This is a genomic window from Halomonas sp. SS10-MC5 (assembly GCF_015992245.1).
In the GTDB taxonomy this organism is placed as follows: Bacteria; Pseudomonadota; Gammaproteobacteria; order Pseudomonadales; family Halomonadaceae; genus Halomonas; species Halomonas sulfidoxydans.
Map to the genome: position 1 here is coordinate 2,711,620 of NZ_CP065435.1, position 26,855 is coordinate 2,738,474.

The 26,855-nt window shown below is 65.9% G+C and carries 25 protein-coding genes; 14 read left to right on the forward strand and 11 right to left on the reverse strand.

Features of this window, described 5'->3' with window-relative positions:
• Window positions 1-52: 52 nt before the first annotated feature.
• From fliD to I4484_RS12610, 4 genes are all read right to left on the reverse strand, one after another.
• A complete protein-coding gene (gene fliD / locus I4484_RS12595) occupies window positions 53-1,426 on the reverse strand; it encodes a flagellar filament capping protein FliD (protein ID WP_197447636.1) in 1,374 nt (457 codons plus the stop codon).
• 175 nt (window positions 1,427-1,601) lie between these two features.
• On the reverse strand, window positions 1,602-3,482 hold the full coding sequence (locus I4484_RS12600; protein WP_197447637.1) for a methyl-accepting chemotaxis protein: 1,881 nt from the start codon (window positions 3,480-3,482) through the stop codon (window positions 1,602-1,604).
• A gap of 97 nt (window positions 3,483-3,579) precedes the next feature.
• Window positions 3,580-4,578: an OmpA family protein gene (locus I4484_RS12605; RefSeq protein WP_197447638.1), complete on the reverse strand. Its 999-nt coding sequence runs from the start codon at window positions 4,576-4,578 to the stop codon at window positions 3,580-3,582.
• Window positions 4,579-4,706: 128 nt separating this feature from the next.
• Entirely contained in the window at window positions 4,707-7,226 is a 2,520-nt protein-coding gene (locus I4484_RS12610; protein WP_197447639.1) for an EAL domain-containing protein, read from the reverse strand.
• A gap of 340 nt (window positions 7,227-7,566) precedes the next feature.
• On the opposite strand from I4484_RS12610, the gene I4484_RS12615 reads away from it, so the two are divergent.
• Window positions 7,567-7,932, forward strand: a complete 366-nt coding sequence (locus I4484_RS12615; protein WP_197447640.1) for a flagellar protein FlaG — start codon at window positions 7,567-7,569, stop codon at window positions 7,930-7,932.
• Between the two features lie 2 nt (window positions 7,933-7,934).
• Here I4484_RS12615 and fliE read toward each other — a convergent pair whose 3' ends face one another.
• Window positions 7,935-8,264: a flagellar hook-basal body complex protein FliE gene (gene fliE / locus I4484_RS12620; protein ID WP_197447641.1), complete on the reverse strand. Its 330-nt coding sequence runs from the start codon at window positions 8,262-8,264 to the stop codon at window positions 7,935-7,937.
• Between the two features lie 311 nt (window positions 8,265-8,575).
• Between fliE and fliF the strand changes: the two genes are divergently transcribed.
• The 13 genes from fliF (at window position 8,576) to fliR (ending at window position 19,752) form a co-directional block, all read left to right on the forward strand.
• Complete coding sequence (gene fliF, locus I4484_RS12625; protein WP_197447642.1) at window positions 8,576-10,312, forward strand: flagellar basal-body MS-ring/collar protein FliF; 1,737 nt, start codon at window positions 8,576-8,578, stop codon at window positions 10,310-10,312.
• A complete protein-coding gene (gene fliG / locus I4484_RS12630) occupies window positions 10,309-11,313 on the forward strand; it encodes a flagellar motor switch protein FliG (RefSeq protein ID WP_197447643.1) in 1,005 nt (334 codons plus the stop codon). Before fliF ends, fliG begins: the two co-directional genes overlap by 4 nt.
• Window positions 11,306-12,052 carry a flagellar assembly protein FliH gene (locus tag I4484_RS12635; protein ID WP_197447644.1) on the forward strand — a complete coding sequence of 249 codons (747 nt, stop codon included), beginning with the start codon at window positions 11,306-11,308 and terminating at the stop codon, window positions 12,050-12,052. Before fliG ends, I4484_RS12635 begins: the two co-directional genes overlap by 8 nt.
• Window positions 12,053-12,067: 15 nt before the next feature.
• A complete protein-coding gene (gene fliI, locus I4484_RS12640; protein WP_276571202.1) occupies window positions 12,068-13,468 on the forward strand; it encodes a flagellar protein export ATPase FliI in 1,401 nt (466 codons plus the stop codon).
• Window positions 13,465-13,920 carry a flagellar export protein FliJ gene (fliJ, locus tag I4484_RS12645; protein ID WP_197447645.1) on the forward strand — a complete coding sequence of 152 codons (456 nt, stop codon included), beginning with the start codon at window positions 13,465-13,467 and terminating at the stop codon, window positions 13,918-13,920. Before fliI ends, fliJ begins: the two co-directional genes overlap by 4 nt.
• A 19-nt stretch (window positions 13,921-13,939) precedes the next feature.
• Window positions 13,940-15,214, forward strand: a complete 1,275-nt coding sequence (locus I4484_RS12650; protein ID WP_197447646.1) for a flagellar hook-length control protein FliK — start codon at window positions 13,940-13,942, stop codon at window positions 15,212-15,214.
• A gap of 111 nt (window positions 15,215-15,325) precedes the next feature.
• Window positions 15,326-15,799 carry a flagellar basal body-associated protein FliL gene (fliL, locus tag I4484_RS12655; RefSeq protein WP_197447647.1) on the forward strand — a complete coding sequence of 158 codons (474 nt, stop codon included), beginning with the start codon at window positions 15,326-15,328 and terminating at the stop codon, window positions 15,797-15,799.
• Window positions 15,800-15,817: 18 nt separating this feature from the next.
• Complete coding sequence (gene fliM / locus I4484_RS12660; RefSeq protein ID WP_197447648.1) at window positions 15,818-16,864, forward strand: flagellar motor switch protein FliM; 1,047 nt, start codon at window positions 15,818-15,820, stop codon at window positions 16,862-16,864.
• On the forward strand, window positions 16,857-17,429 hold the full coding sequence (gene fliN, locus I4484_RS12665) for a flagellar motor switch protein FliN (protein WP_197447649.1): 573 nt from the start codon (window positions 16,857-16,859) through the stop codon (window positions 17,427-17,429). Before fliM ends, fliN begins: the two co-directional genes overlap by 8 nt.
• Entirely contained in the window at window positions 17,426-17,863 is a 438-nt protein-coding gene (gene fliO, locus I4484_RS12670) for a flagellar biosynthetic protein FliO (protein ID WP_197447650.1), read from the forward strand. Before fliN ends, fliO begins: the two co-directional genes overlap by 4 nt.
• Window positions 17,860-18,621, forward strand: a complete 762-nt coding sequence (gene fliP / locus I4484_RS12675; RefSeq protein ID WP_234283462.1) for a flagellar type III secretion system pore protein FliP — start codon at window positions 17,860-17,862, stop codon at window positions 18,619-18,621. The genes fliO and fliP overlap by 4 nt, the downstream gene beginning before the upstream one ends.
• Window positions 18,622-18,683: 62 nt before the next feature.
• A complete protein-coding gene (gene fliQ / locus I4484_RS12680) occupies window positions 18,684-18,953 on the forward strand; it encodes a flagellar biosynthesis protein FliQ (protein ID WP_197447651.1) in 270 nt (89 codons plus the stop codon).
• Window positions 18,954-18,960: 7 nt separating this feature from the next.
• Window positions 18,961-19,752 (forward strand): flagellar biosynthetic protein FliR, encoded by a 792-nt coding sequence (fliR, locus tag I4484_RS12685; RefSeq protein ID WP_197447652.1) that lies wholly within the window; start codon window positions 18,961-18,963, stop codon window positions 19,750-19,752.
• Window positions 19,753-19,978: 226 nt separating this feature from the next.
• On the opposite strand, the gene flgL is transcribed toward fliR, so the two are convergent.
• The 6 genes from flgL to flgG form a co-directional block, all read right to left on the reverse strand.
• Complete coding sequence (gene flgL, locus I4484_RS12690) at window positions 19,979-21,241, reverse strand: flagellar hook-associated protein FlgL (protein WP_197447653.1); 1,263 nt, start codon at window positions 21,239-21,241, stop codon at window positions 19,979-19,981.
• A 20-nt stretch (window positions 21,242-21,261) separates the two neighbouring features.
• Window positions 21,262-22,935 carry a flagellar hook-associated protein FlgK gene (gene flgK / locus I4484_RS12695; RefSeq protein ID WP_197447654.1) on the reverse strand — a complete coding sequence of 558 codons (1,674 nt, stop codon included), beginning with the start codon at window positions 22,933-22,935 and terminating at the stop codon, window positions 21,262-21,264.
• Between the two features lie 72 nt (window positions 22,936-23,007).
• Window positions 23,008-24,144 (reverse strand): flagellar assembly peptidoglycan hydrolase FlgJ, encoded by a 1,137-nt coding sequence (gene flgJ, locus I4484_RS12700; RefSeq protein ID WP_197447655.1) that lies wholly within the window; start codon window positions 24,142-24,144, stop codon window positions 23,008-23,010.
• Entirely contained in the window at window positions 24,144-25,241 is a 1,098-nt protein-coding gene (locus I4484_RS12705; protein ID WP_234283542.1) for a flagellar basal body P-ring protein FlgI, read from the reverse strand. Before I4484_RS12705 ends, flgJ begins: the two co-directional genes overlap by 1 nt.
• 63 nt (window positions 25,242-25,304) lie before the next feature.
• Window positions 25,305-25,976 (reverse strand): flagellar basal body L-ring protein FlgH, encoded by a 672-nt coding sequence (locus I4484_RS12710; protein WP_197451032.1) that lies wholly within the window; start codon window positions 25,974-25,976, stop codon window positions 25,305-25,307.
• A 78-nt stretch (window positions 25,977-26,054) separates the two neighbouring features.
• Window positions 26,055-26,837, reverse strand: coding sequence for a flagellar basal-body rod protein FlgG (gene flgG / locus I4484_RS12715; RefSeq protein ID WP_197447657.1), 783 nt, complete (start codon window positions 26,835-26,837; stop codon window positions 26,055-26,057).
• Window positions 26,838-26,855 lie beyond the last annotated feature (18 nt).

The following is a 26,855-nucleotide window of genomic DNA, read 5'->3' on the forward strand; positions in this document are numbered from 1 at the left end:
GTGGCATAATTTTTCCGACCGCTAGCGGCAGGCAAGCCCAAGCAGGGAGTGATCAGAGCATGCCCCCACCACCCTCGCCCTGGCCCTGGCCCGGTAAGTGGCTCAGCTGCTGCGTCAGGTAGGCGCTGGTCTGGTTCATCTGGGCCAGCATGCCGTCGAGCTGACCGAACTGCGTCTGGTAGCGCGCGATGGTGGTATCGATGCTCTGCTCGGTACGGGTATAGCGCTCGTTCAGGCTGTCGATACGATTCTCGGCCCCGCCGATGGCCCCTTCCAGTGCTCCATTGCTGTCCAGCAGCTGTTCGAGTGTCGCGTCGAGCCGGCCCGACATGCCATCCGTTGCGCTCTCTCCGGCGAAGAAGGCGCCGACCTCGCCCGGACCCTGCGCAAGCGCCGCTTCCAGTTTCGTTTCGTCGAGCTCGAGCGTGCCATCGACACGCAGGGCGATGCCGAGGTCGGCCAGCATGGCGTGGTCACTCCCCTCGATCACGCTTGCCAGGTCGCTGCGCAGACGGGACTCGATGCCGCGCACCGCACTGTCCCCGATCAGCTCACCGGCCTCCCCGTCCTGGCCGTTGAAAGCCGTCAGCTTGCCTGCCGTGTCCTTGAGCTCATTGTAGGATTCGACGAAGTCGGCGACGGCCTGCCGAATGGAGTCCGTGTCCGGCTCGACCGTCAAGGTGCTGCTGCCCGTGCCCTGAAGGCTGAGCGCGACCCCCTGGATGGCATCGTCAACCTGGTTGTCGGCACTCGACACGGCGATGCCGTTCACCTCGAACCGGGCATCCTGGCCTTCCTGCAGCACCGCTTCGTCCTCCAGCGTTGCCTGTGTCGCCACGGTCGCGAAGTTGGCATCGACGATGGCCGCCTGTTCGCCGGTCTCCTGCGACATCAGGGCCAGCCGGTAGCCCTCACCATCGTTGACGATCGAGGCCGTGACGGCCGCCTCGGCATCGGCATTGATGGCGTCTCGCACGTCTTCGAGAGTGCTATCTGCCGCTATGGCAACGCCATGATCGAGACTGTCATCCGCGAAGGCGAGTTCGAGCATGGCATCGGCATCGTTGAGTTCGGCATCGAGGCTCTCGACGCGCTGCGTGGCAAGACTGCCGGCGGTCGCCAATTGCTCCACCTCGATCGCATACTGGCCGGGCGAAGCCTCGGGGCCTGCCGCAGCCTGCACCGCATCGCCGTTGACGGACGTGGATAGTCCCTGAAAGAGAGCGGCGTCGTTGAGGGCCTCGTTGGCGGACTGGAAACCAGAAAGGGCTCCCTTCAATTCGCCGTAGGCGGAGATCTTGACCTGCTGGGTTTCGATCTGCTGTTTAATGGGTTCGAGCTTGCTGCGCTCGGCGTCGTGGAGCTGATTGAGCAGGCCGTTGAGATCGAGGCCCGAGCCGATGCCGAGGGAGGAGATGCTGGCCATGGGGAACTGCCTTCAGCCGGTGAGTTCGGGTACCGAGCGACACTGCATCGCTCGGTACCGTCCTTACCTCTAGCTTGTCGGCGGCAGCGAGCCAACCTTTAGGCTCGGAAGCGATTTTTTTCGTTGCCTATGAACAGGGCCGCCGAGCCTGTCTGGCTCAGCGGCCGGAAAGGACTCACTCCAGCTCGACGAGTACACGCGACCGGGTTGGTGCCATCTCAATCTGCCTGGGAGCCTGCCGATCCATCCTGCGCTCGCTGAGCTTGAATCCACCCACGGCCTCGGCCAGCCGGTCGGCCTGGTCCTTGAGCTGCTCGGCCGCGACCGTGGATTCTTCCACCAGGGCGGCGTTCTGCTGGGTCATGCGGTCAAGCTCCGCCACGGCGATGTTGACCTGCCCGATACCGTCGCTCTGCTCGCCCGCCGCGACGCTGATCTCGCCCAACACCTTGGCCACGCGGCCGACCCCTTCGACCAGCTCCTCCATGGTGGCACCGGCACGCTGGACCAGCTCGGTGCCCGAGGCCACTTTCTGCCCGGAGGCCTCGATCAACCCACGAATCTCGCGCGAGGCCTCGGCGCTGCGCGTGGCCAGCTGGCGCACTTCACCCGCTACCACGGCGAAGCCTCGGCCCTGCTCGCCGGCACGGGCCGCCTCAACCGACGCGTTGAGCGCCAGCAGGTTGGTCTGGAAGGCGATACCGTCCATCACCTTGACGATGTTGCCGATGCGCTCGGAGGAGGCCGTGATCTCTTCCATGGTGGTCACGACCTGGCCCACCACTTCGCCACCGCGGGCCGCCACCTCGGAAGCGGACTGAGACAGCTCGCTGGCCTGGCGCGCCGAATCCGCGGTGTGCTCGACGGTACTGGTGATCTGCTCGATGGAGGCCGAGCTCTGCTGCAGGCTCGACGCCGCGTTCTCGGTGCGCCGAGAAAGATCCTGACCGCCGGTGGCGATCTCCCCCGCCGCCACGGTCACCGACTCGCTGGCATCGCGGATGGTCAGCATGACGTCCTCGATGCGCGAGACGAAGCGGTTGAAGGCGGCGGCAATCTGGGCCACCTCGTCGCGGCCGTCCTCCGGCAAGCGCTGGGTGAGGTCGCCATCGCCGCTGGCGATGTCGGTCATGGCGTCACGCGCCACCTGCAGCCGACGGAACATCAGCTTGAGCAGCGTCCCCAGCACCAGGGCGGCACCCAGCACCACCAGCACCAGGGTTGCCAGCGAGGTACCCAATACGGCGCGCAGCCCGGCCGTGGCTTCGCGCTGGTCCAGCGCCACGACGAGTTGCCAGTCGGTTCCCTGTATCGGCACGCTGCGAAGCCACTTGCTGCGCCCCTCCAGGTCAAGCCGTACGGGTGCTTCGGCCCCGATCGGCGCAGTGAAATAGTCATTGCCGAAGGCCGGGGAGAGGTGTGACGCCGGCTCCAGCGTCATATCGGGATCGGGATGCGCCACCAGCGTACCGTCGGCGGTGACGAGGAAGGCGAAGCTTGCCGGCGTCGGCGCGATGTCGCCTACGTTGGCCACGATGGTGTCGATGGAGATATCGCCACCGCCCACCGCCACCAGCCGACCATCGTCGTGGAAAGGCGTGGCAATGGTGACGATCAGTCCGCCGGTACTGGCATCCACGTAGGGCGGCGTGACGATGGTGCCGCCGGCCTCCACCGCCTGAAGGTACCAGGGACGCTGTCGCGGGTCGTAATCGGCGGGCGGGTTCCAGCCATCGGAGAAGATGCCCTTGCCGTCCGCCGGGTTCGCCAGGTAGGTCGACATGAAGCCACCGGCAGCGGCCACCTGCTGCAGAGCCGGCAGGGGGTCTTCGCCCTCGACGGCGGGCGCCAGCGCCTCCAGCATGCTGGCGCGGGCATCGATCCACTCGCTGATGGCGAGCCCGTTGCCCTGGGCTTCGGCAGACAGGTGGCGTGCGACCTGCTGGTCGTTATGGCGTTGGAGGGTAAAGTAGTTGATGGCGGCGTTGACAATCAGCGACACGGCGATAACGACGGCCGTGACCAATAGCAAACGAAGTCGCAGGGAGGTGAGCATGGAGAGTTCTCGCTTGTAACGGAATGCGGAGCCGGTCACGTCCATGCGCCGGGGGTAACCGCATATCGGCTGCGAGTCGCTAGACTTTAGACGCAAGTCAACGTGCGTGGATGATCACCTCGACACGGCGGTTCTGGGCCCGCCCTTCCCCCGTGTCGTTGCTCGCCAGGGGCCGCGTGTCGGCCAGGCCCACCGCCCGCAGGCGCTGCGAATCGACGCCTGAACGCTCCAGCGCGTGCACGATGGCGATCGCCCTGGCGCTGGAGAGCACCCAGTTGGAGGGAAACTCTTCGGTGCGGATCGCGCGGCTGTCGGTGTGCCCCTCCACGGCGACCTCCCCGTCATGGCGTTGGATCACCTCCATCAGACGCTGGATGAGCGCCTCGCCGTCGTCGCTCAGCTCGGCCGTGGCGGTGGGAAACAGCAGCCGGTCTTCCACGCGCAGCTTGATGCCTTCGGCCACGCGAGAAACTTCGACGCCCTCCAGGTCGGCCAGGTAGGGGGCATCGTCAAGGCGTGCGCTCAGTGTCTCCTGCAAGGCTTTCGTCGCGGCAACGGCCTGCGGCGTGATCTCCCTGACGCCATTCGGCGGGCGGTCGGTCAGCACCAGCGCGAAGTCGGCCGGCGACGTCGGCACGCTGCCGTTTGCCACCAGCGTCGGCAGCATGAGCGGTGGGGGTTCGCGCTGCGCCAGCAGGGCCAGCGGCGTGGGCGCCGCGAAGGCGATCCGCTCGCTCGGCGCCGGCGTCAAGCGCCGCGGCAACCCAGCCACCCCCAGCGCGGCCGAGATGGCCGACTGGCTCAGCCGCCCGGGAACCGGGCGCGGCATCGCCGCCAGCGGCAGCGCCTGGGTCATCTCGCTGGGCAGCGGTATGGCGAAGGGCACCCGTGTGGCGAGCGGTGCCGCCTCGTCGCCGGGGCGCCCGAAACTCGAGAGCGTGAAGATGAGCACCATCAGCGCCACCAGCAGGGTCATGATGTCCAGGTAGCCGATCATCCAGGTACTGTCCTGATCGTGATCGTGGTGGGTCGGCATCAGCGACTCGTGGCGCATGGGGCCACGGTGATCGCCGCCGCTGGCGTGCAGGGAACTCATCGAGACGGCTGTCGATCCGGGGTTGGGGAGACGGACGAAGAAAGATACCAGACTAAGGGATCACGGCCACGGGCGAAGCCGTAAAAAGCGCCTGCCGAAGACAGTTTCTCATGGCCAGGCGATGGCCTTCAGGCATCTTGTGGTGCCACTCCGCTGCGGGAGAGATAGCGACTGGCGAAAAAATCGGCCGGTACCGGCTGACCGGTGAGGTAGCCCTGGATCAGTTCGACGCCGTGTCGAGCCAGGATGTCGCGCTGCGCCTCGGTCTCGACCCCAACGGCGGCGATGCGCCACTCCATTTCTCCGGCCAGCCCCGCCACCGCGGCCACAATCGCCGCACTGCCGCGCTGGCCGCTGTCCAGGCGCTGCACGAAACGGCGGTCGATCTTGAGCATGCTGATCGGCAGCTCCTGCAGGTAGCCGAACGAGGCGTAGCCGGTGCCGAAATCGTTGATGGCGACCTCGCCGCCCAACCGCCGCAGCCGCTTGAGCACGACGGCCGCCTGATGAGGCTTCTCCAGCAGCGTTCGCTCGGCGATCTCGAACCCCACCAGGCCCGGCTGAAGCTTGTGCTCGTTGAGCTTGGTAGCCACGCGTACGGGCAAATCGTGCTGCCAGAACTGGCACGACGAGAGGTTGATGCTGACGGGGACCGGCGTAGCCCCCGAGGTACTCCAGCCGGCCAGCTGGGTGCAGACCTGCTCGAGGATGAACTCGTCCAGCTGCGGCAGCAGCCCCGCGCGCTCGGCCAGGGTCACGACGCTGACCGGCGGCACGCTGCCCAGCAGCGGATGATGCCAGCGCAACAGGACCTCGGCACCATGCAGCCGATTGCCGTCACGCTCGAACACCGGTTGATAGTGGAGCTGCAGCCCCTCGCCGCTGATGAAGGCTTCACGCAGGGCGGTTTCCAGCGCGCGCTGGCGGTCGTCCTGCAGGTTCATCTCGTTGCGGTAGAGACGGTAGCCGTTGCGCCCTTCCTGCTTGGCCTGGTACATGGCGACATCGGCATTGTGCACCAGCGACTCCGCCGTCGAGGCGTCATCGGGGTAGAGGCTGATCCCCAGGCTGCAGCCGAGGCGGAACTCCTGACCCTCGATCACGCAGGGCTCGTGCACGGCCTCCACCAGGCGCCGGGCCACCCGCACCACCTCGTCCACCTCCTCCAGATCGGGCAGCAGCACGAGGAATTCATCGCCCCCCAGGCGGGCAAGGGTGTCGTCCTCACGCAGGCGCGTCTGCAGCCGTTCGGCCACCATCACCAGCAGTTCGTCGCCGAAGGCATGGCCCAGCGCATCGTTGACCTCCTTGAAGTGGTCCAGGTCGACGAAGATCACCGCCAGCCGGCTCTGGTTGCGATGGGCGTGGCGTATCGCCAGCTCCAGACGATCCTCCAGCAGGCGGCGATTGGGCAGGCCGGTGAGGGCATCATAGTAGGCCAGCTTGCGAATGCGCTCTTCGCTGTCGCGCAAGTGGGTGATGTCGCTGAACAGCGCCGCGTAGTGGGTCGCCGTGCCGCTGCGGTCGGTGATCGCCGTGATCGTGAGCAGCTCCAGATAGAGCTCACCGCTCTTGCGCCGGTTCCAGATCTCGCCGCGCCAGTAGCCGCTGCGCTGCAGGGTATCCCACATCTGGCGGTAGAAGGCGGCATCGTGGCGACCCGAGGAGAGAATGGCAGGGGTCTTGCCAATCACCTCCTCGGCGCTATAGCCGGTCATGTGGCTGAAGGCGCGGTTGACGAATTCGATGCGATTGGCGGCATCGGTAACGATGATGCCTTCCAGCGAGGAGTCGATCACCCGCTCGGCCAGTTGGCGGTTCTCCCGCGACTGGGCCAGCGCACGGTCGCGCTGCTCCAGCGCATGGCGCAGGTCCTGCGTGTAGAGGTGCTCGGCGCCGGCCAGCATGTCGCGAAAGCCCAGCAACCCCACCACCTCACCGGCCTCGTCGAGCACGGCCAGGTGGCGCACGCGGTGATTCAACAGCAGGTCGCGTGCAGCAATCAGCGTGTCGTCCTGGCGCACCGTCAGCAGGGGCCGACTGGCCAGCGAATCGATCGGCGTGTTGCCCGGGTGGCGCGCCACGAAGCGCACCAGGTCGCGTTCGGTGAGGATGCCCAGCTCGCCGCCCTCGCACTTGACCACCACGGCATCGCATTCCGAGAGGCGCATCGAGCGCGCCGCCTGGGCCAGGCGCTGTCCCCCATCCAGCACCAGCGCCCGATGGCGCATGGCCGCCTGGACCTCGCGCAGCCGCAGGTAGGGCTCGAGCCCCTGGTTCAGCGCCACGTCCGTCTGCGACAGGATGCCTAGCGGAGCGTCAGCGTCATCCACTACGAGAAAATGCCGGCGCCGCTCGGCGTTGAAGCGTAGTGCGGCCTCACTGAGCGGCGTGGAACCGTGCAGGCTCACCACCGGCTGGCTCATGACCTGGGCTATCGGCTGGCGTACGGCATCGGGGTCGGCAAAGTTGACCGCCAGTGCATCGTGCTCCGTCCAGATTCCCACGGGCTGTCCTGCCTTGACCACGACGATCGAGCTGCACTGTCGCGCCGCCATGCGTTCGGCGGCCATCCACAGCGGTGTCTCGGGCTCACACGTGAGGAGGCCGGACTGCATGATGCGTTCGATGGGTAGCTCTTGGCTCATGGCGCCTCGCTGGCTGGATACCTGCTGCTTGAGTCGTCGTCATGGAACTCAAGAGCAACCTGCACGCGTCCCTGCACGGTTCAGGATCCCTGCCTGTCCGGAGTGGCGACTTGGAATGTAGCCAATCCGTAACTGCATTTTATCCACTTGGCCTGACTTTGCATCAACGCAGGGAAAAAAAGACCAACGCTTGGTGTTTATCGCGCAAATAAAGCGGCACCAGACGCTAAAGTTGCCGGCTTGGCGGCCGATAGAGTTTGCGGGAGAGGCTGTCCGCCAGACGGCCTTGGGGGATGCTGAAAGATCGCTTCAGCAAGGCATATACAAGGAAAAACACGACATGTCTTCGCCACTGACCGATGCCACCAATGCCTTGAACACGTCGGCGCTACACGACCTGACACCGCGCCAGCGCAAGGAGACCGTGCTCGCCACGCTACCTTCGGCGGGCTCCGTGCTGGCCCATGCCGCAAGCCACGGCCAGGCACCCAGCCCAGCCGACCTGGTGGAACCGATTCAACGCATCAACGAAGTGCTTCGCCAGTATGGCGTGGAGTTCGAACTCAACGACACGTCACGGATCATCACTCGCATCGTGGATCGTGAAACGGGCGACGTGCTGCGCCAGATTCCCGCGGAGGAAGTGCTGGCCATCGCCGAACGGCTGGAGGAACTGCAGGGCAACCTGATCAGCCTCAAGGTGTAAGTTCACACCTGCATGTTCATGACGTCCTTATAGGCCGTCACCAGGCGATTACGCACCTGCAGCCCCATCTGGAAGGCGACACTGGCCTTCTGCATGTCGACCATGACGTCGTTGAGTTCGACGTTGGGATCGCCGGCCTGGAACGCCATGGTCTTGGCAGCGGATGCCTGCTGCAGGCGGTTGATGCGCTGTATCGACGCCTGCAACTCGCCGGCGAAACCGCCCTGGCCCACTTGAGTGGAAACCTGCTGCCCCTTGCCCGCCTGACCGCCGGCCTGGGTCGCCAGGGTCTGCATCTGGGCCAGTGCCGACTGGATGGCCGGTGAACTCATGATCCGCGCCCTCTCTCATTCGCCATGGCATCTGCACCATGGAGCGTTTGCCTGCTGACGCCGGGGCCGCCGAATCGGGACCCTGGCGAATGTAGAGCAAGGCTAACAGGTTACGAAGCGTCACCAAACTACCAAATGGCAGGAAAAAAAGGGGCTTTTCCCGCCTTTGGAGTGGATGGCGGCTCGCATAATAGCGTTCATCACAGTTGCGCCCCCACGGGGCAGCCAGAACGCGGTGAACGGATGCAGTCGATGCCATCTTCGAGCAACATTTTCCAGGCAGCCGATGACGCTCTCCTACGGGGGGGCGCATGAGCAACGGCGCCACGACGCAGGAGCGTCAGGCCTCCCCGGGCAGCGGGTCCTCCGCTGCGCTGCTGGAGCGCCTTCAGCAGCAGTTTCGCGGAAACCCGCTGATCGCCGTTCTGATCGGCGGTGCCGCCATGATCGCGATCGTGGTGGCCTTGCTGATGTGGGCGCGTGAACCGGAGTATCGCGTCCTCTACAGCAACCTCACCGAAGCCGATGGCGGGCGCATCATCAGCGAGCTGGATAGCCGCGGCGTTCCCTATCGCTTCAGCGAAGGCGGCACCGCCCTGCTGGTGCCGGGCGACAGCGTGCACAGCCTGCGCCTGCAGCTGGCCGAACAGGGCCTGCCGCGCGGCGGCAACGTCGGCTTCGAGCTGATGGACAGCCAAGCCTTCGGCGTCAGTCAGTTCGCCGAGCAGGTCAACTACCAGCGCGGCCTCGAGGGTGAACTGTCGCGCTCCATCGAGTCCCTGGGGCCGGTGGAGCGCGCCCGCGTTCACCTGGCCATGGCCAAGTCCTCCGTCTTCGTGCGCGACCGCGAACCCGCCAAGGCGTCCATCATCGTGACCCTCGAGCCGGGCCGCGTCATGGGTGAAAGCCAAGTCGCCGCCATCGTCCACATGGTCTCCAGCAGCGTACCGGACCTCGCGGCCGAGAACGTCACCGTGGTCGACCATAGCGGTCGCATGCTGTCGATGCCGAACAGCCAGGGCCGTGGGCTCGACGCGACCCAGCTCGACTACATCGCCGAAGTCGAACGCTCCTTCCAGCAGCGCATCGAGAACATCCTGGCGCCGATCCTCGGCCGCGACAGCATCAGCGCCCAGGTGGCCGCCCAGATCGACTTTTCGCGCCGCGAAGAGACCAGCGAGCGCTACGGCCCCAACCAGCCGCCCAACGAAGCCGCGGTGCGAAGCCGCCAGACCAGCCTCTCCTACAACGGCGACGACGGCGTGGCGCGGGGCATCCCCGGCGCCCTGAGCAACACCCCGCCGGGCGTGGCGCCCTCCCCCATCGAGCTGCCGACCGACGAGGAAGGCGAGCTCACCGAGGAGGCCGAGCAGAGCCTGCGCGCGCTAAACAATCTGAGCCAGGACGACGTCATCAACTACGAGGTCGATCGTAACGTCCAGCACATCCAGCATCGCCAGGGCCAGGTGACGCGCCTGACCGCCGCGGTGGTGGTGGACTATCGCGAGGAGCGCGACGAGAACGGCGAATGGCAGCGCGTTGCGCTCAGCGAGGCCGAGATCGCCCAGATCGAGCGCCTGGTACGCCAGGCCATCGGCTTCTCCCAGGCGCGGGGCGACGCGATCGAAGTGGTCAACAGCCCGTTCAGCCGTGTGGTCGAGGAGAGCGAGGAGCTCGAGTGGTGGCAGTCGCCCGAGATCCATGCCCTGGCGCTGACCGCCGGCCGCTACCTGCTGGTCGCCCTGGGCATCCTGCTCGGCTACCTGCTGATCCTGCGCCCGTTGATCAAGCGCCACACCGAACGTCCCGTGCTGGCGGCCGCGCCGGGCACCGGCCTGCAGGTCCGCGTGGGCGACGATGCCGAGGCCAGCGAAGGCGAGCTGCAGGCGGCCGGCGGTGAAGATGACGAACTGCGCCCGTACCAGAAGCCGAAGCGCAAGCGCCGCTCCTCAGCCTATGAGGACCACCTGGCCGAACTGCGTGAGCTCGCCCAGGAGGATCCCCGCATGATCGCCATGATCGTTCGCAGCTGGATGAACAAAGAATGAGCAGTGCCAAGCCCATGAGCGGCGTACGCCGCAGCGCCATCCTGATGCTCGCCCTCGACGAGGACAGCGCCGCGGAGGTGTTCAAGTACCTCGCGCCCAAGGAGATCCAGCAGCTCAGCATGGAGATGGCGGAGATGGATCAGGTCTCCCACGAGGACATGCAGCAGGTCATGCTGGAGTTCCATCGCGAGACCGAGGAGTTCATCGCCCTCAACCTCAACTCCAGCGACCATATTCGCTCGGTATTGACCAAGGCCCTGGGCAGCGAACGCGCCACCAGCCTGATCGAGGACATCCTGGAGTCCACCGGCACCAGCAGCGGCATCGACTCTCTGAACCTGATGGAAGCGTCGATGGTGGCGGAGCTGATCCGCGACGAACACCCGCAGATCATCGCCACCATCCTGGTGCACCTGGAGCGCCATCAGGCCGCCGATGTGCTGGAACTGTTCGACGACAAGCTGCGCAACGACGTGGTGCTGCGTATCGCCACCTTCAGCGGCGTCCAGCCGGCTGCCCTGCAGGAACTCACCGAGGTGCTCTCCGGCATGCTCGATGGCCAGAACCTCAAGCGCAGCAAGATGGGCGGCGTGAGAACCGCCGCCGAGATTCTCAACCTGATGAACTCCTCCCTGGAGGAGACCGCCATCGAGACGGTGCGCGCCCACAGCGAGGACCTGGCCCAGAAGATCATCGACGAGATGTTCCTGTTCGAGAACCTCATGGACCTGGACGACCGCAGTATCCAGCTGGTGCTCAAGGAGATCGACACCAACTCGCTGGTGGTGGCGCTCAAGGGCGCACCCGAAGGTCTCATGGAGAAGTTCCTGCGCAACATGTCGCGGCGGGCCGCCGATCTCTTGCGCGAGGACATGGAAGCCCGCGGGCCGATTCGCGTGTCCCAGGTGGAAGCCGAGCAGAAGGCCATCCTCCAGGTGGTGCGCCGCCTGGCGGATTCCGGCGAGATCGTGCTGAGCGGCGGAGACGACACCTATGTCTGAACGTTCGCCCGCCTCTTCCGAACGGCACGCGCCGTGGCAGCGCTGGCAAATGGGCCAGTTGCACGACGAAAACCCGGCCGAGCGACAGAGCCAGGAGTTGGACCCGGCCGAGCAGGCCAGGCGCCGCGCCGCCTTTCAGCGCCAGGCGGAGCTGAAGGCACTGCGCGAGAAAGTCATTCAGGAAGCCCGCGAAGAGGGTTATCGAGCCGGCTTCGAGACTGGGCGCCACGAAGGCCATGCCCAGGGCTTGAAGGAAGGACGCCAGGAGGCCGAGCAAGAGTTGAAGCGTCGCACTCACGAGGTCGTCACGCCGCTCAAGCCGCTCGCCGAGCAGTTCGCGAACGCGCTGGCAACGCTCGACGATGAGATCGCCACGGATCTGGTGGAACTGGCCTTGGCAACCGGCCAACAGCTGGCCGGGGAAGCGCTCAAGGCTCGGCCGCGCCAGGTACTGGAGCTGGTCAAGGCGCTGCTGCACACCGAGCCACCACTGGTCGGCCAGCAGCGCCTGTGGCTGAACCCCCAGGATCACAAGCTGGTGGAAGAACACCTGGGCGTCGAGCTGGCTGCCGCCGGCTGGAAGCTGCAGCCCGATGCCCAGCTGACCCGTGGCGGCTGTCGGGTGACGAGCGCTAATGGCGAGCTGGATGCCACCTGGGAAACACGCTGGCAGGCGGTAAAGTCGCAGGTGCGCAGGCGCCACTCGACGCCCCCCGCCGGCGACGGCAAAGATGACTAGCAGCGAGATGCGCCCATGACCGAAGCAGCGGTATCGACACCCAATGCGCACCGGATGCGCTGGCAGCAGGCGCTGCGGCACGTTCGCGAGCGTGTGGAGACGGTACCCGGCTACCGCACCAGCGGGCGTGTCCTGCGCGCCACCGGCATGGTGATCGAGGCCGTCGGCCTGCGTGTGGCGCTCGGCAATGCCTGCCGCATCGAACTGCTCTCCCCCGGCGGCAACGAAGCGCCGCAGTTCGCCGAGGCCGAAGTGGTCGGCTTCAACGGCGAACGCCTTCTGCTGATGCCGCTCACCGAGATCTCCGGCCTGATGCCCGGCGCCCGGGTGTACCCGCTCGGCGACGGCCCGGATCATGCCGCTCGCCGCTTCCCTCTCGGCGAGTCGCTGCTGGGCCGCGTCGTCGACGGCAACGGCGAGCCGCTCGATGGCCTCGGGCCGCTGGACGACGCCCCGCGCGCGCCGCTCAGCACGCCACCGCTCAACCCGCTCAGGCGCGCCCCGATCGACGAGCAGATCGACGTCGGTATCCGGGCCATCAACGCCCTGCTCAGCGTCGGTCGCGGGCAGCGCATGGGCCTGTTCGCCGGCTCCGGTGTGGGCAAGTCGGTGCTGCTCGGCATGATGGCCCGCTATACCGGCGCCGACGTCATCGTGGTCGGGCTAATCGGCGAGCGCGGTCGCGAGGTACAGGACTTCATCGACAACATCCTCGGCCAGGAGGGGCGCCGCCGCGCCGTGGTGGTGGCAGCTCCTGCCGACACCTCGCCGCTGCAACGGCTGCAGGGCGCCGCCTATGCCACGCGCCTGGCGGAGGGATTCCGCGATCAGGGCAAGAACGTGCTGCTGATCATGGATTCACTGACCCGCTTCGCCATGGCCCAGCGCGAAATCGCCCTCGCCATCGGCGAACCGCCGGCGACCAAGGGTTATCCGCCCTCGGTGTTCGCCAAGCTCCCCAGCCTGGTGGAGCGCGCCGGCAATGCCGAGCGCGGCCGCGGCTCGATCACTGCCTTCTATACCGTGCTGACCGAAGGCGACGACCAGCAGGACCCCATCGCCGACTCGGCACGCGCGATCCTCGACGGCCACATCGTCCTGTCGCGGGCCCTGGCCGAAGCCGGCCACTACCCGGCCATCGACATCGAGGCCTCGATCAGCCGCGTGATGACCCACATCATCGACGAACGGCAACTGGGCATGACCCAGGCGTTCAAGCGACTCTTCTCGCGCTACCAGCGCAACCGCGACCTGATCAGCGTGGGCGCCTACAGCCCGGGGCACGACCCTCAGCTGGACGAAGCCGTCCAGCGCTACCCGCAGCTGGAACACTTCCTCCAGCAGGGCATCAATGAGAATGCTTCGATCGAGGCTTCCCGACAGGTTCTTGCTGAGACCCTAGGAGTCAAGCAATGAGTGCACCGTCTCAACTCGCCATGCTGAGCGACCTGGCGCGGGATGCCCGCGATCAGGCCGGCCGACTGCTGGCCGGCGAGCGACAGAGCGAGCGCCAGGTGGCTTCCCAACTGGAGTCGCTCAGTCGCTATCGGCTCGAATATGCCGAGCGCCTGCAGCAGGCCATGCGGGAAGGTATCGACCCGGCCAGCATGCACAACTACCAGCAGTTCCTGGCTTCGCTGGATGCCGCCCTGCAGCGGGCCAGGCAGGCGCTCGATGCCCAGCAGCAACGCGTTCAGCAGAGCCAGCAACAGTGGCGACAGGAACAGCAGCGACTCTCGGCCTTCGATACCCTGGTGTCGCGCCGTGACGTCGAGCGGCAGCGTCAGGAGGAGCGCCGCGAACAACGCACCAGCGACGAGATGGCAGCCGGACGGCTACTGCGCCAGCGCGCCGGATACGCATCCTGATCCGGTCAAGGAGACAACCATGAATATCCAGATGATCCTGTCCGCCTTGCCGACGCCGCTCTCCGGCAAGCCGGACACCGGCGCCGGCCAGGGCCAGTTCGCCCTGGCACTCAGCCAGGCTGCCACGGCCACTCCCGACCAGGCGGGCAACGTCACGTTTGCCGCCCAACTGAGCGCCATGCCGACAGAGGGGTTACCGCCGCCGACCATGGCCGCTCAGCAGGCGCTGCTCCAGGCCCTGAACGGCCACGCCGGGCAGCGACTCGACGGCGAGGCCGAATCAGCCCTGCCCGATGCGGAGCTGCGCGAGATCATGGCGCGGCTCGCGCTGATCGAAGGCAGCAGCCAGGCGCCGGCCCTGCCCGATGCAGCGCTGCCGGCCGACCAGCAAACGGCACGCCCCGTTGACGAGATGAGCGTCGAGCTCGCCGAACACCCCCAGGTTGCGGCCCTGATGACGGCTGCCGTCACCGAGACACAGCGCCCTGGTACGGCAGCCTCTCCGGGCATGAATTTACCGGGTGAACGCGCCGCACAGCCCGGCCAGCCGGCTGCCGCTGCCGCCGGCCACCCGCTGACGGCGTCGCTAGCAGCCTCGGCAGCCGCCGCCGCGGAAGCGGGAGATGGTGCTGCGGCGTCGGCTCGGCCGGCCGACTTCGCCAATGCCTTGGCCAAGGCACCTGCGCCTCAGCCTACCGCCGAGCTGCGAGCCACCACCGCCGAGACACCGCGTGGCGGCTTCATACCGGATGCCGCCACCATGACACAGGCCACCACCGGCCCCACGGCACCCGCCCATGCATCGGCTCAGCCCGCCCCGCCCCCGGTCCCGGTCGCCCAGGCCAGCCTTGCCGCTCCACTCCAGAGTCCGGCCTGGCCCAGCCAACTGGGGCAACAGCTGGTGCAGTTCGCCCGCCAGGGCGGTGAACAGCAGGTCGAGATGCGCTTGAATCCCGCCGAGCTCGGGCCGCTCACGGTGACCCTGAAAATGACCGAGCAGGGGGCCCAGGCGCAGTTCCTGTCCGCCCATGCCCAGGTACGCCAGGTCCTCGAACAGGCCATTCCACAGCTCCGTGAGGCACTGGCCGAGCAGGGCATCAGCCTCGGCGAGACCTCCGTTGGCGAGCAGCGCAAACAGGACGCCCAGGCGTTCGCGGGCCGTGACGGTCAGCGTGGCCAGGGGGGAGCAACCCGGGGCGAAGACGGGCTGGCACTGCCGGATGGCGATGAGCCGGGCGTGTCCCCCTCCTCCATCACGCTCCCGCTGGATGGCCGGGTGAACCTCTACGCTTGAGACAAAAAGCCAAGATAGGCCCTTTCGCGCGGCCTGTTCCTGTCATCAGGGGTCGCGCACCTTCGGCATACTCTCCTCAACGGCTAGACCCACATTGACAAAGGCAAGGCAATGGCGAAATCGACGGGTGGCTCCTCCAAGCTCCTGTGGTTGATGATACTGCTGGTACTGCTCTCCACGGCGGCGGCCGGGGCGGCCATCTACATGGTCATGAACGATCGTAATGAAGGCGATGCCAGCCTCCAGACGCAGCAGATCGAGCGGCAGGCACCGATCTTCGTCAAGATCGACCCCTTCACGGTCAATCTCGCCGACGACAACTTCGGCTCGCGCCTGCTCTACACCGGCATCTCGCTCAAGGTCGGCGCGGACGAGACCCGCGAGATCCTGATCGAGCACATGCCACAGGTACGCAGCCGGCTGCTGATGCTGTTTTCCGGCAAGCAGGCGAGCGAACTGACCACGCCGGACGGCAAGCGCCGCCTGAGCGAGGAGGTCATCGCCGTGCTCTCGGAGCCGCTGACCGAACCCCAGCCGTCCCTCGAGATCCAGGACGTGCTGTTCACCGAGTTCATCGTGCAATAAACGGGTGCCCTGGCCACCATGTCCCAAGACGATCTGCTGTCACAGGATGAAATCGACGCCCTGCTCAAGGGCGTCAGCGGCGATGACGAGCCCGTTGCGCGCAGCGACGGCGACTCCCGCGTACGTCCTTATGACCCGGCGACCCAGCACCGCGTTATTCGCGAGCGCCTGCAGGCGCTGGATATCATCAACGAACGCTTCGCGCGGCACTTCCGCATGGGGCTGTTCAACCTGCTGCGGCGTAGCGCCGATATCACCGTCGATTCGGTACGCTATCTGAGCTACAGCGAGTTCTCCCGCAACGTGCCGGTACCGACCAATATCAACATCATCGGCATGAAGCCGCTGCGTGGGTCGGCGCTGATCGTGTTTCCGCCCAACCTTGTGTTCATGGTGGTGGACAACCTGTTCGGCGGCGACGGGCGCTTCCTGACCAAGTCCGAAGGGCGCGAGTTCACCAACACCGAGCAGCGCATCATCCAGCGCCTGCTGCAGCTGGCCATCGACGCCTACGAAGAGTCGTGGAAGTCGGTCTACCCGCTGCAGATCAGCTACCTGCGCTCGGAGATGCAGTCGAAGTTCGCCAACATCACCAACTCGCCCAACGAGATCGTGGTGAACACGAACTTCAACATCGAAGTCGGCAATCTCTCCAGCAGCTTCCAGATCTGCATCCCTTACCTGATGGTCGAACCCCTGCGCGACCTGCTGGCCAACCCGCTCAGCGACGGCCACCACGACCAGGATGGCTCCTGGACCAAGCGCATGGCCGGCGAGCTGCGTCGCTCCGAGGTGGAGCTGATCGCCAACTTTGCCGATGTCCCCACCCGCATCGCCCATGTCATGGCGCTCAAGGTGGGCGACGTCCTCCCTCTCGAGCTGCCCGAGACGGTCACCGCCAGCGTCGACGGCGTGCCGGTGATGGAGTGCGACTACGGTAGCCAGCACGAGCAACGCGCGCTGCGTGTCATCCGCATCATCGATCATGGTGCACAGAACCCGGCGTCAAAGGACGCTTTCATCAAGGGCGCAGCGCCTCAAGCCAAGGACTTCAAGCATGACTGATCCCAAGAAACCCGATCAGAACGTTTCCGACGACGACTGGGCCTCCGCGATGTCCGAGCAGGAAGGAAACGAGCCCGCGGCCGACGACGACCCCTGGGCCGAAGCCATGGCCGAGCAGCAAGCGGCCGAGTCTGCGGCCGGCGCCGAGGACGATCCCTGGGCGGAAGCCCTGGCCGAGCAGGAAGCGGCCGATGCCGCGGCCGACGAGGCCCCGGCGTCGGCCAGCGCGCCTGCCGCCGCCCCTCAGTCGGCCGGCGACCGGGTGTTCCGCCCGCTCGACAAGGGCAAGGAAGGCGGTGCCGCCCGCGACCTCGAAATGATCATGGATATTCCGGTCAAGCTGACCGTGGAGCTGGGCCGCACCAAGCTGACCATCAAGCAGTTGCTGGAGCTGACCCAGGGCTCCGTCGTCGAACTCGACGGCCTGGCCGGCGAACCGATGGACATCCTGATCAATGGCTATCTGATCGCCCAGGGCGAGGTCGTCGTGGTCGACGACAAGTACGGCATCCGCATCACCGAGATCATCACCCCCTCCGAGCGGGTACAGAAACTCAACCGATGAGCAACACCGCCTCTTCCGAGACCGCCTCGGGGCTCGAGTCCCTGGCCGTCGGTGGCGATGCCCTGGTGGGCATGGCCACCCTCGGCAAGACTGCCGCCGCCCTGGCGCTGGTCATTGCCATCATTTTCATCTGCACGGCGCTGCTGCGTCGCTGGAATCCCCAGAAGCGCGCGGCGGGCGGCCATCTGCAGGTCATCGGCAGCGCCGCCCTGGGCAACCGCGAGCGAGTGGTGATCGTCGAGGTCGAAGGTACCTGGCTGGTACTCGGTGTCGGCGGTGGCCAGATCAACAAACTGCATGAGCTCGCGGCTCCCGCCCGGCCCGCCGGAAATGGCTCGCACCCGATGCCCGAGGGGGAGCGCTTCGCCGCTCGCTTTGCACGCGCACTCAAGCACAACGCCGGCCTGGGCGGCCGCGGGCGAGGAGATGCATGATCGGCTCTCCTCGCTCGCTGCACCGGCTCGCCCTGGCCGTCGCGCTGATCCTCACCCTGTTGCCGCTCGGTGCGCAGGCCCAGCAGATTCCCGGAATCATCAGCCAGCCCCTCGAAGACGGTGGCCAGCAGTGGTCGATCCAGCTGCAAACCCTGCTATTGCTGAGCTCGCTGGCCTTCCTGCCGGCGGCGCTGCTGATGATGACCAGCTTCACCCGGATCATCATCGTGCTCAGCCTGCTGCGCACCGCCATCGGCACCCAGGCCACGCCGCCCAATCAGGTGCTGCTGGGCCTGGCCCTGTTCCTGACCTTCTTCGTGATGTCGCCGGTCATCGGCCTGGTCTACGAAACGGCCTGGGTGCCGCTGACTGCCGATGAGATCAACTTCGACGAGTTCCTGCAGCTGGCCCAGCAGCCCTTCCGCGAGTTCATGCTGGCCCAGACCCGTGAGCCCGACCTGGCGCTGTTCGCCCGCCTGGCCGAGGTCGGCCCCATGCAGGGCCCGGAAGACGTGCCGCTGCGGATCCTGGTGCCGTCCTTCGTCACCAGCGAGCTGAAGACAGCGTTCCAGATCGGCTTCACCATCTTCATCCCGTTCCTGATCATCGACCTGGTGGTGGCCAGTACGCTGATGTCGCTGGGCATGATGATGGTGCCCCCGGCGACGATCTCGCTGCCGTTCAAGCTGATGCTGTTCGTGCTGGTGGATGGCTGGCAGCTGATCATCGGCTCGCTGTCCGAAAGCTTCTTCATCTAGGCCCGGGCATTGATCCGGGCCTACGCGAAACAGGGCCGAGCCAGCCTCGGCGAGGAGTCCAAATGACACCGGAAATGGTCATGAGCATTGCCTACCAGGGCATGCGCGTCACGCTGTTCCTGGCCGGCCCGCTGCTGATCACCGCGCTGCTGACCGGCCTGATCGTGAGCCTGTTCCAGGCCGCGACCCAGATCAACGAGATGACCCTCTCCTTCATCCCCAAGATCCTTGGCGTCTTCAGCGTGCTGGTGCTGGCCGGCCCCTGGCTGATCGGCCTGATCGTCGACTTCACGCGCAACCTCTTCACCAGCATCCCCAGCATGCTGATGTGAGTCACGCATGGTCGAGGTGACTTTCGCCCAGCTGCACGGCTGGCTCGTCATCCTGCTGTGGCCCTTCGTGCGGATCCTGGCCTTCTTCTCGGCTGCCCCGCTGTGGGGCCACTCCAGTGTCCCGCGCCAGGCCAAGATCGGCCTGGCGTTCCTGGTCACGGTGGTCGTCGCGCCGGTGCTGCCCCCCATGCCCGACGTGCCGATCGTCTCCTGGGCGGGCCTCGGGCTGATGGTGGAACAGATGCTGATCGGCATTGCCATCGGCGTGGTGATGCATGTGACCTTCGCCGTGGTGCAGGCTGCCGGCGAGTTCATCGGCCTGAAGATGGGCCTGGCCTTCGCCACGTTCTTCGATGCCGGCAGCGGCACCAACACCATGATCCTCTCGCGGGTGTTCTACATGATCACGCTGCTGCTGTTTCTCGCCCTGGGCGGGCACCTGCTGGTGCTCGAAGCGCTGGTCTCCAGCTTCCACGGCCTGCCCGTCGGCATCGGTTCGTTCAACCCCGCCGCCTTCGAGATGCTGGTGCGCTACGGCGGCACCATCTTCGTGGCGGGCATGTCGCTGGCATTGCCGCTGGTGGGCTCGCTGCTGATCATCAATTTGGCCATGGGCATCCTCAACCGCTCGGCCCCTCAGCTCACCGTGTTCAACATCGGCTTCCCCATGATGCTGACTATCGGCCTGGTACTGCTGATGGTATTGATGACCGATATGTCGCGCTTCCTCCAGGGGCTGTTCAGCCACGGCATCCAGTTCCTCTACTCGCTCATCGACGCGATGGCGCCACTCGCCTGAACGCCTGAACGCCTGAACGCCTGAACGCCTGAACGCCTGCCAGGCGAAACCCGCCCCACCCCCTGAACAAAAAAAACCGCCCCGGCGAACCGGAGCGGCGAAAAGAGACCCCATGGGTTTGCACCGACAAGGTCTGCAGGGAAGCGTAAAGCCTCGTCCGCCAGCTTTTGGACGCCGCTTAGGGAGATGCTGGCTGCACGAGCGAATTGCCGCGCAGCCTCGGGCCTCAGAGATAATTGAACAGCGACAGGCCCTTGACGTCGACGAAGGCCTTCTGCGCCGCCTGCAGCCCGACCTGACGCAGGCTGTACTCGGAAATCGCCTCGCTGTAGTCGAGGTCGACCAGGTCGGAGAGGGTCTGCTCGTAGTTGTTCATGCGGTTGCCGCCGACGGCCTCGATCACGTCCAGCTCGTTGAGACGCGCCCCCATGGAGGCGCGCACGGTGAGCACGTTGTCGAGACCGTTGTCGAGCTCCCGCATGGTGGTACGCAGCGTATTGGCCAGCTCGGCTTTCTCGGTCGGGGTGCCGGCCGGGTTCTCGAGCACACCGAGTGCCTTCTCCAGGGTCTTGAAGAGGTCATGGTTCATCTCGTCTGCGGTGGCAAACTTGACCCCATCCCCATCTTGGGGAGTTCCCTGCAGCTCGAGCCTCAAGCCGCCCACTTCGACCGTCTGGCCGGCAGGGTCGTAGGGCTCGTCGTTCAGGGCCGGTGCCGTATCGACCCAGTCGCCGTTATCGTCCTGCATCTTCACGGTATAGGTATGCGTTACGCCATCGCTGGTGAAGTCGACGCGAAACGCACGGCCATGGTTCGGGTCCGCGTTGTTCACGACCTGCGGACCGGAGAAGCGCACGTTGCCTCCGTTGCTGCCGGTAAGCGTACCGTCCGCATCCAGCGTCCCGGCCTCGGACAGGTAACCGGCACCACTCGCGACGCTGTTGAAGATGCGCGCGCCACTGTCCGACACCGGCATCTCGCGCGAGGCATCGACACGCTGCGCCCGGGCATTGTCGTCGCCGACATAGGACACGCCGTCAGCACTGCGTACGAAGGGGGGGCTCGAATCCTGATAGCCGCCGAACAGGTAGCGTCCGTTACCGTCGCTGGCATTGGCCTGGCCGATCAGCGTCTCGTAGATGCCGCGCAGCTCCGAGGCCACCGACTGGCGATCCGCATCGTTCAGGGTGTCGCTAGACGCCTGCACCAGCAGCGTCTTGGCGCTGGTGATGGCATCGCTGACACTGTTAAGTACGCTCTCGGCCTGGGCCAGCGAGTTGCGCGCCGATACGCGCGCATCGGCGAACTGCTGGCTCACCGCCATGGCCTGGGAGACGCCGACCGCCCTCGAGGCCGCCTGGGGATCGTCGGAGGGGTTCACGACGCGGCGCCCGCTGGCAATCTGCTGGCCGACCTTGAGGAAGTCGCTCTGCTGACGATTCATGGATGCCACGCTCTGATCGAACATGGTCACGGTGCTGATACGCATCGTACGAGACTCCCTGGTGATCAGTTACGCAAGCCGAGGATGGTGTCGAATACCGTGGAAGCGGTATCGATGACCCTGGCGTTGGCCATATAGAACTGCTGGTAGCGAATCAGGTTGGCCGCTTCCTCGTCCAGGTTGACGCCGGATTCTGACTGCTGCACCGCCTTGAGCTGGTCGGTGAGCCCCTGGCGGGCGTCGAGGTTGACCTTGACGATGTTGGCTCGATTGCCCACGTCGCTGACCATGCCGGCGTAGGCCTGGCTGAACGACGAGCGCCCGGCCACCAGCGCCTCGCTCTGCAGGTTCTGCAGGGCCAGGGCATTACGGTTGTCACCGGTACCGGACATGATCCAGTCGGCCGGATCGTCCGTCGGGTTGAGCGGCTGGGCCGCGGCAATCTTGTCCAGGTCGGAAACCTGCGACTCGAAGGCGGCTGCGGCACGCCGCACCGGTTGAACCTCGTAGCGATCGCCATTGGCAGGCGTACCGCTGAACTGCAACGTCACGCCTCCGAAGCCCAGCGTCGAGGTCCCGTCGTCCCAGGTGATTTCGTCGGCCGGTACCGCCTGGCCATTGTCCTTGCGAATCACCTGGGGGGGATCGCCCGGGGTACCGAAGCGCACCGTATAGTCAGTGGCGCGCAGCCTGTCGATATTGTCCGTATCGAAGCTGGCCGTCAGCACGTCCTCGCCGCTGGTGTTGCGCGGGTAGGAGTAGGCCTGAGGCTGACCGATGGTGAAGAAATCCCCTCCCGGATCGCCGTTGAGATCCATCCCTTGGCGATGCTGTTCGTTGAAACCCACCGTCAGCGATACGGCCAATTGGCCGATCTGGCTCTGGGTCTTGTCCAGGGTCTCGGCACGGAAGGTCATCAGGCCGCCCAGGGCCCCGCCCTGGATGGTATTTTCCGGTAGCGCTATCAGGTTGCCACCGGAGTCGCGATAGCCCAGCACGGTACGCTGCGGGTCGTTGGGGGCATCCATCGCCTCCAGGCGATAGTGGTTGGTGCCGGAAACCAGTGGCTGCCCGTTGGGCAGGCTGATGTTGTAGCTCTTGCCATCCTGGATATCCAGGCGCAGGTTCATGCGCTCGCTGAGCTCGGCCACCAACTGGTCGCGCTGGTTGAGCAGGCTGTTGGGGGCCTCGCCGCTGCGCGCACGGGCCAGGGCGATCTCGCGGTTGAGCGTGGCGAGCTGCTCGGTGGCGTTGTTGATCTGGGTGACTTCATCCTCGATCTGGCCGTTGATGCCCTCCTGCATGTCCTGCAGGTAACCGTCGAAGGCGCGGAACTGGGCGGTCATGGTGTCGGCGGTGCCAAGCACGCCCTGGCGCGCCGCCGGGTCGGAAGGTGCACCGGCGAGGTCTTCCAACGACGAGAAGAAGCTCTGCATCAGCGGTGCCAGACCCGCCTCCCGGTCGGCCAGCAGGTTGTCGATCTGGCTGATCTGGTTCTCGTAGGTCGACAGCGCGCTGGAGGAGCTGGTTGCTGCGTTGAGCTGCGAGGCGACGTACTGGTTGAACTGGCGCTGGATGTCGTTGACCTGCACGCCGGCGTCGGCACGGCTCTGCCCCAGGATCGTCAGTTCCCGGTTGTAGCCGGGGGTATAGACGTTGCTGATGTTGTTGCTGGTGGTGTTCAGCGCGTTCTGGGCGGCATTCAGGCCGCTCAGGCCGACGGAAAAAATGGTGCTCATGGTGTCGTTTCCTTTCGCCAATGCCCGTTATATCGGCCCGGGTCCGCGAACCTTTAGGCGCCGAGACGCAAATCAGTAGCTGAAGAAGACCAGCGAGTCGCCACGCTGCTGCACCGGCCCCATGGAGTTCATCACCGCGATCAGCTTGTCGGCGTAGGCCGGGTCGGTGGCGTAGCCGCCCGCCTGGAGGGCGCGAGCGGCCTGCTCGGCGCTGCCGGCGGTGGTGACCGCTGCATAGCGGGGGTTGTTGCCGATCAGCCGCGCATAGTCGGTGAAGGCCTGCTCGAAGGAGTCGTAGGCACGGAAGGTGTCGACCACTCGCGTGCGCCGCCCGTTGATGTATTCATGGGTGGTGACGTCAGTGGTACGCCCCTGCCAGTTGCGCCCCGCCTTGATGCCGAACAGGTTGTAGCTGTTGCCGCCATCGGCCGTGGCGATCTCGTGGCGCCCCCAGCCGGTCTCCAGTGCCGCCTGAGCCAGGATCAGCTCGGCCGGCACCCCGGTCTGGCGGCTTGCCGCCTGGGCGGGTGCCGAGAGGCGCTGCATGAAGCGTTGCACATGCTCGCCCCCCTGACCGTCGCTCGGGGCTGAGCGGAGCGCCTCGCCGGCAGCCGTGCCGGCGCTTCCTGGCTCGCCGGCGGCGCGGCTCGGGGCCGGCAGCGTGGCATCAAGGGCCGACATGAAGCCCCCGCGCACCGCTTCGAGCTCCTCGAGGAAGGTTGCCGGCAGGCTGGCCGCACGCTCTTCTCGCGCCGCCCCCGTCGCCTTGCCCTCATCCTGCGGGGCTATTGCCTCTTCGCCTGCCGGTTGCAGGGCATCCTGAAGCACCCTGGGCGTGCCGCGCGGTATCCCGGCAATCAATTCGCCCAGTTCGCGGTCGGCCACGCCCGAGCGGGACGACGAGGCACCCAACTGGCCTTCAAGCTGGGCGACGAGATGGTCGGCCAGGCCGATGCCGCGTCCGGCCATGGTCTGGGCCCACTGCTGGTCGAGCATCGACTGGTAGAACTCGCCCTGCTGGCTGTCGAGCAGGCCACCGTCAGGAATGGTGTCGCGCATGCTCTTGAGCATCATCTGCAGGAACAGTGCCTCGAACTGCTGTGCGGCACCGCGCAGGCCTGCCGCGCTATCCTGACGCGCGGTGTGCTTGAGCCGCTCGAGCCCCTGTACGTCGAGGGCGAACTGGCCGGTGGCGTCCTGAATGCTCATCAGAGGATCTCCAGCTCGGCACGCAGCGAACCGGATGCCTTGAGCGCCTCGAGAATGGCCATCAGGTCGGTGGGCGTGGCGCCGAGCGCGTTGAGCGCATTGACCACGTCGACCAGGTCGGCCCCTTCGACCACGCGCAGATAGGCATCCTGCTCCTGAACCTCGATCTCGGTATCGGGCACCACCACCGTTTCCCCTTCGCCGAAGGGCGCCGGCTGGCTGACCATGAAGCGCGGATCGATCACGATCGAGAGATTGCCATGAGCCACCGCGGCACGATGCAGCTTGACCGCACTGTTCATGACCACCGAGCCGGTGCGGGCGTTGAACACCACCTTGGCCGCCGCCTCCGTGGGCGTGACCTGGATATTCTCCACCTGGGCCATGAAATTGACCCGAGAATTGGCATTCATCGGCCCGTCGAGGGCGATGACGCGGCCGTTCATTGCTGCCGCCACCGGCCGGCCGAATTCGTCGTTGATGGCGTTGACCACGCGCTGCACGGTGCCGAAATCGGACTCCTTCAATTCCAGCTCGAGCAGCCCGCCATTGCTCCCGAGATCGAGCGGGACTTCACGCTCCACCATGGCGCCGCCGGCAATGCGCCCGCCAGCCAGCTGATTGACCTGAACCGAGGCGCCTCCCGCCGCCGCCCCAGCTCCACCAACCAGGAGGTTGCCCTGAGCGATGGCGTAGGTATCGCCGTCGGCGCCCTTCAGCGGGGTCATCAGCAGCGTGCCGCCACGCAGGCTGCGCGCGTTTCCGATCGACGAGACGTTGACATCCAGCCGCTGCCCGGGACGCGAGAAAGGCGGCAAATCGGCCGTCACCATCACCGCGGCAACGTTGCGCAGCTGCATGTTGGTGCCGGGCGGCACCGTGATGCCGAGTTGCGACAGCATGTTGGTCAGGCTCTGCCCGGTGAAGGGGGCCTGCATGGTCTGGTCACCGGTCCCGTCGAGGCCGACCACCAAGCCATAGCCCACCAGCTGGTTGTCACGCACGCCAGCGAAACTGGCGATCTCCCGGATGCGCTCGGCCTGTACCGGCAGCGCCAGCAGGAGGAGCCATGCCAGAAGCAGGAGTTTCGCCGCCATCGGAGGAGAACGGTATGGCTTGGACATCGTGAGAGTTGTCATGGTCGCCTCGCTCGCGGTCGCTCAGAAAGGCGAGATGTTGAGGAAGAAGCGCTGCATCCAGCCCATGTACTGCGCCTCGTTGATGTAGCCGTTGCCCACATATTCGATACGGGCGTCGGCCACGGCGGTCGAGGGCACGGTGTTCTGGCCGGTGATGGTGCGCGGATTGACCACCCCGGAGAAGCGAATGAACTCGACCCCCTGGTTGATGGCGATCTGCTTCTCGCCGCGCACCCGCAGGTTGCCGTTGTGCATCACCTCGAGCACCGAGACGGTGATGGTGCCGGTGAAGCTGTTGTTGGCCTGGGAGCCGCCGCCGCCGGAGAAATCGCTCTCGCCGGAGAGGTCGAAGCCGTACTCGGCCAGGCGCTCCAGCGCATCGGGCAGCTCGGCCAGGTCAAGACCGGCCGAGCCGCTGCGATCCATGTTGGAGCGCGAGTTCTTGCTTGCGCTGACCTGCTCGTCGAGCACGATGGTCAGGATGTCGCCCACCATGCGCGGTCGGCGATCCTCGAACAGCGGCTGGACCCCGCGATGCGCCTGGTAGATGGAACCATTGGCCAAGCGCGGCGGCGGCTCGACGATATTGATCTGCTCCTGCTCGCCGACCACCGAGGCACGCGGCACCTGGGCACATCCGCCCAGGGCCAGCATGATGATGGCGATAACCGCCGTGATCACTCTACCCGCCATCGAACTAGTACCCGTACCTTTCATTCTTGCTCGCTTCCGGCCGAACGCTTCAGCCCAGGATGTGCCGTTGATCGTCGATCAGAGCTGGCTCAGGCGGGCCAGCATCTCGTCGCTGGTCTGCACGGCACGGCTGTTGATCTCGTAGGCCCGCTGGGTCTGGATCATGCTGACCATCTCCTCCACCACATTGACGTTGGAGGTCTCCACGTAGCCTTGGAACAGCCTGCCGGCACCGTTCATCCCCGGCATGGCCTCGTTGCGCGGGCCCGACGAAGTGGTTTCGCGATAGAGGTTGCCGCCGATGCTCTCGAGCCCCGTCGCATTGACGAACGTCGAAATGGTGATCTGGCCCACCTCCAGCGCCTGGTTCACGCCCGGCTGGGTCACCGAGACGATGCCGTCCTCGCCGATGGAGATCGACAGGGCGTTGTCGGGAATGATGATGGCCGGCTCGAGCGGATAGCCGTTGGCGTTGACCATCTGTCCGTTCTCGTTGAGCTGGAAGCTGCCGTCGCGGGTATAGGCCGTGGAGCCATCCGGCATCAGCACCTGGAAGAAACCGTTGCCGTTGATCGCCAGGTCACGCGAATTTTCGGTCTGCTCGAGCCCGCCCTGGCTGTGCAGGCGCTCGGTGGCCACCGGACGCACACCGGTACCGACCTGCATTCCCGAAGGCAGGCGGTTCTGTACGTCGTTTTGTGCACCGGGCTGGCGCAGGTTCTGGTAGAGCAGGTCCTCGAACACCGCCCGCGAGCGCTTGAAGCCGTTGGTGCTGACGTTGGCCAGGTTGTTGGAGATGACGTCCAGCTTGACCTGCTGGGATTCCAGGCCGGTCTTGGCCGTCCACAGTGACTTGATCATGAGACTTTTCCTTTACCC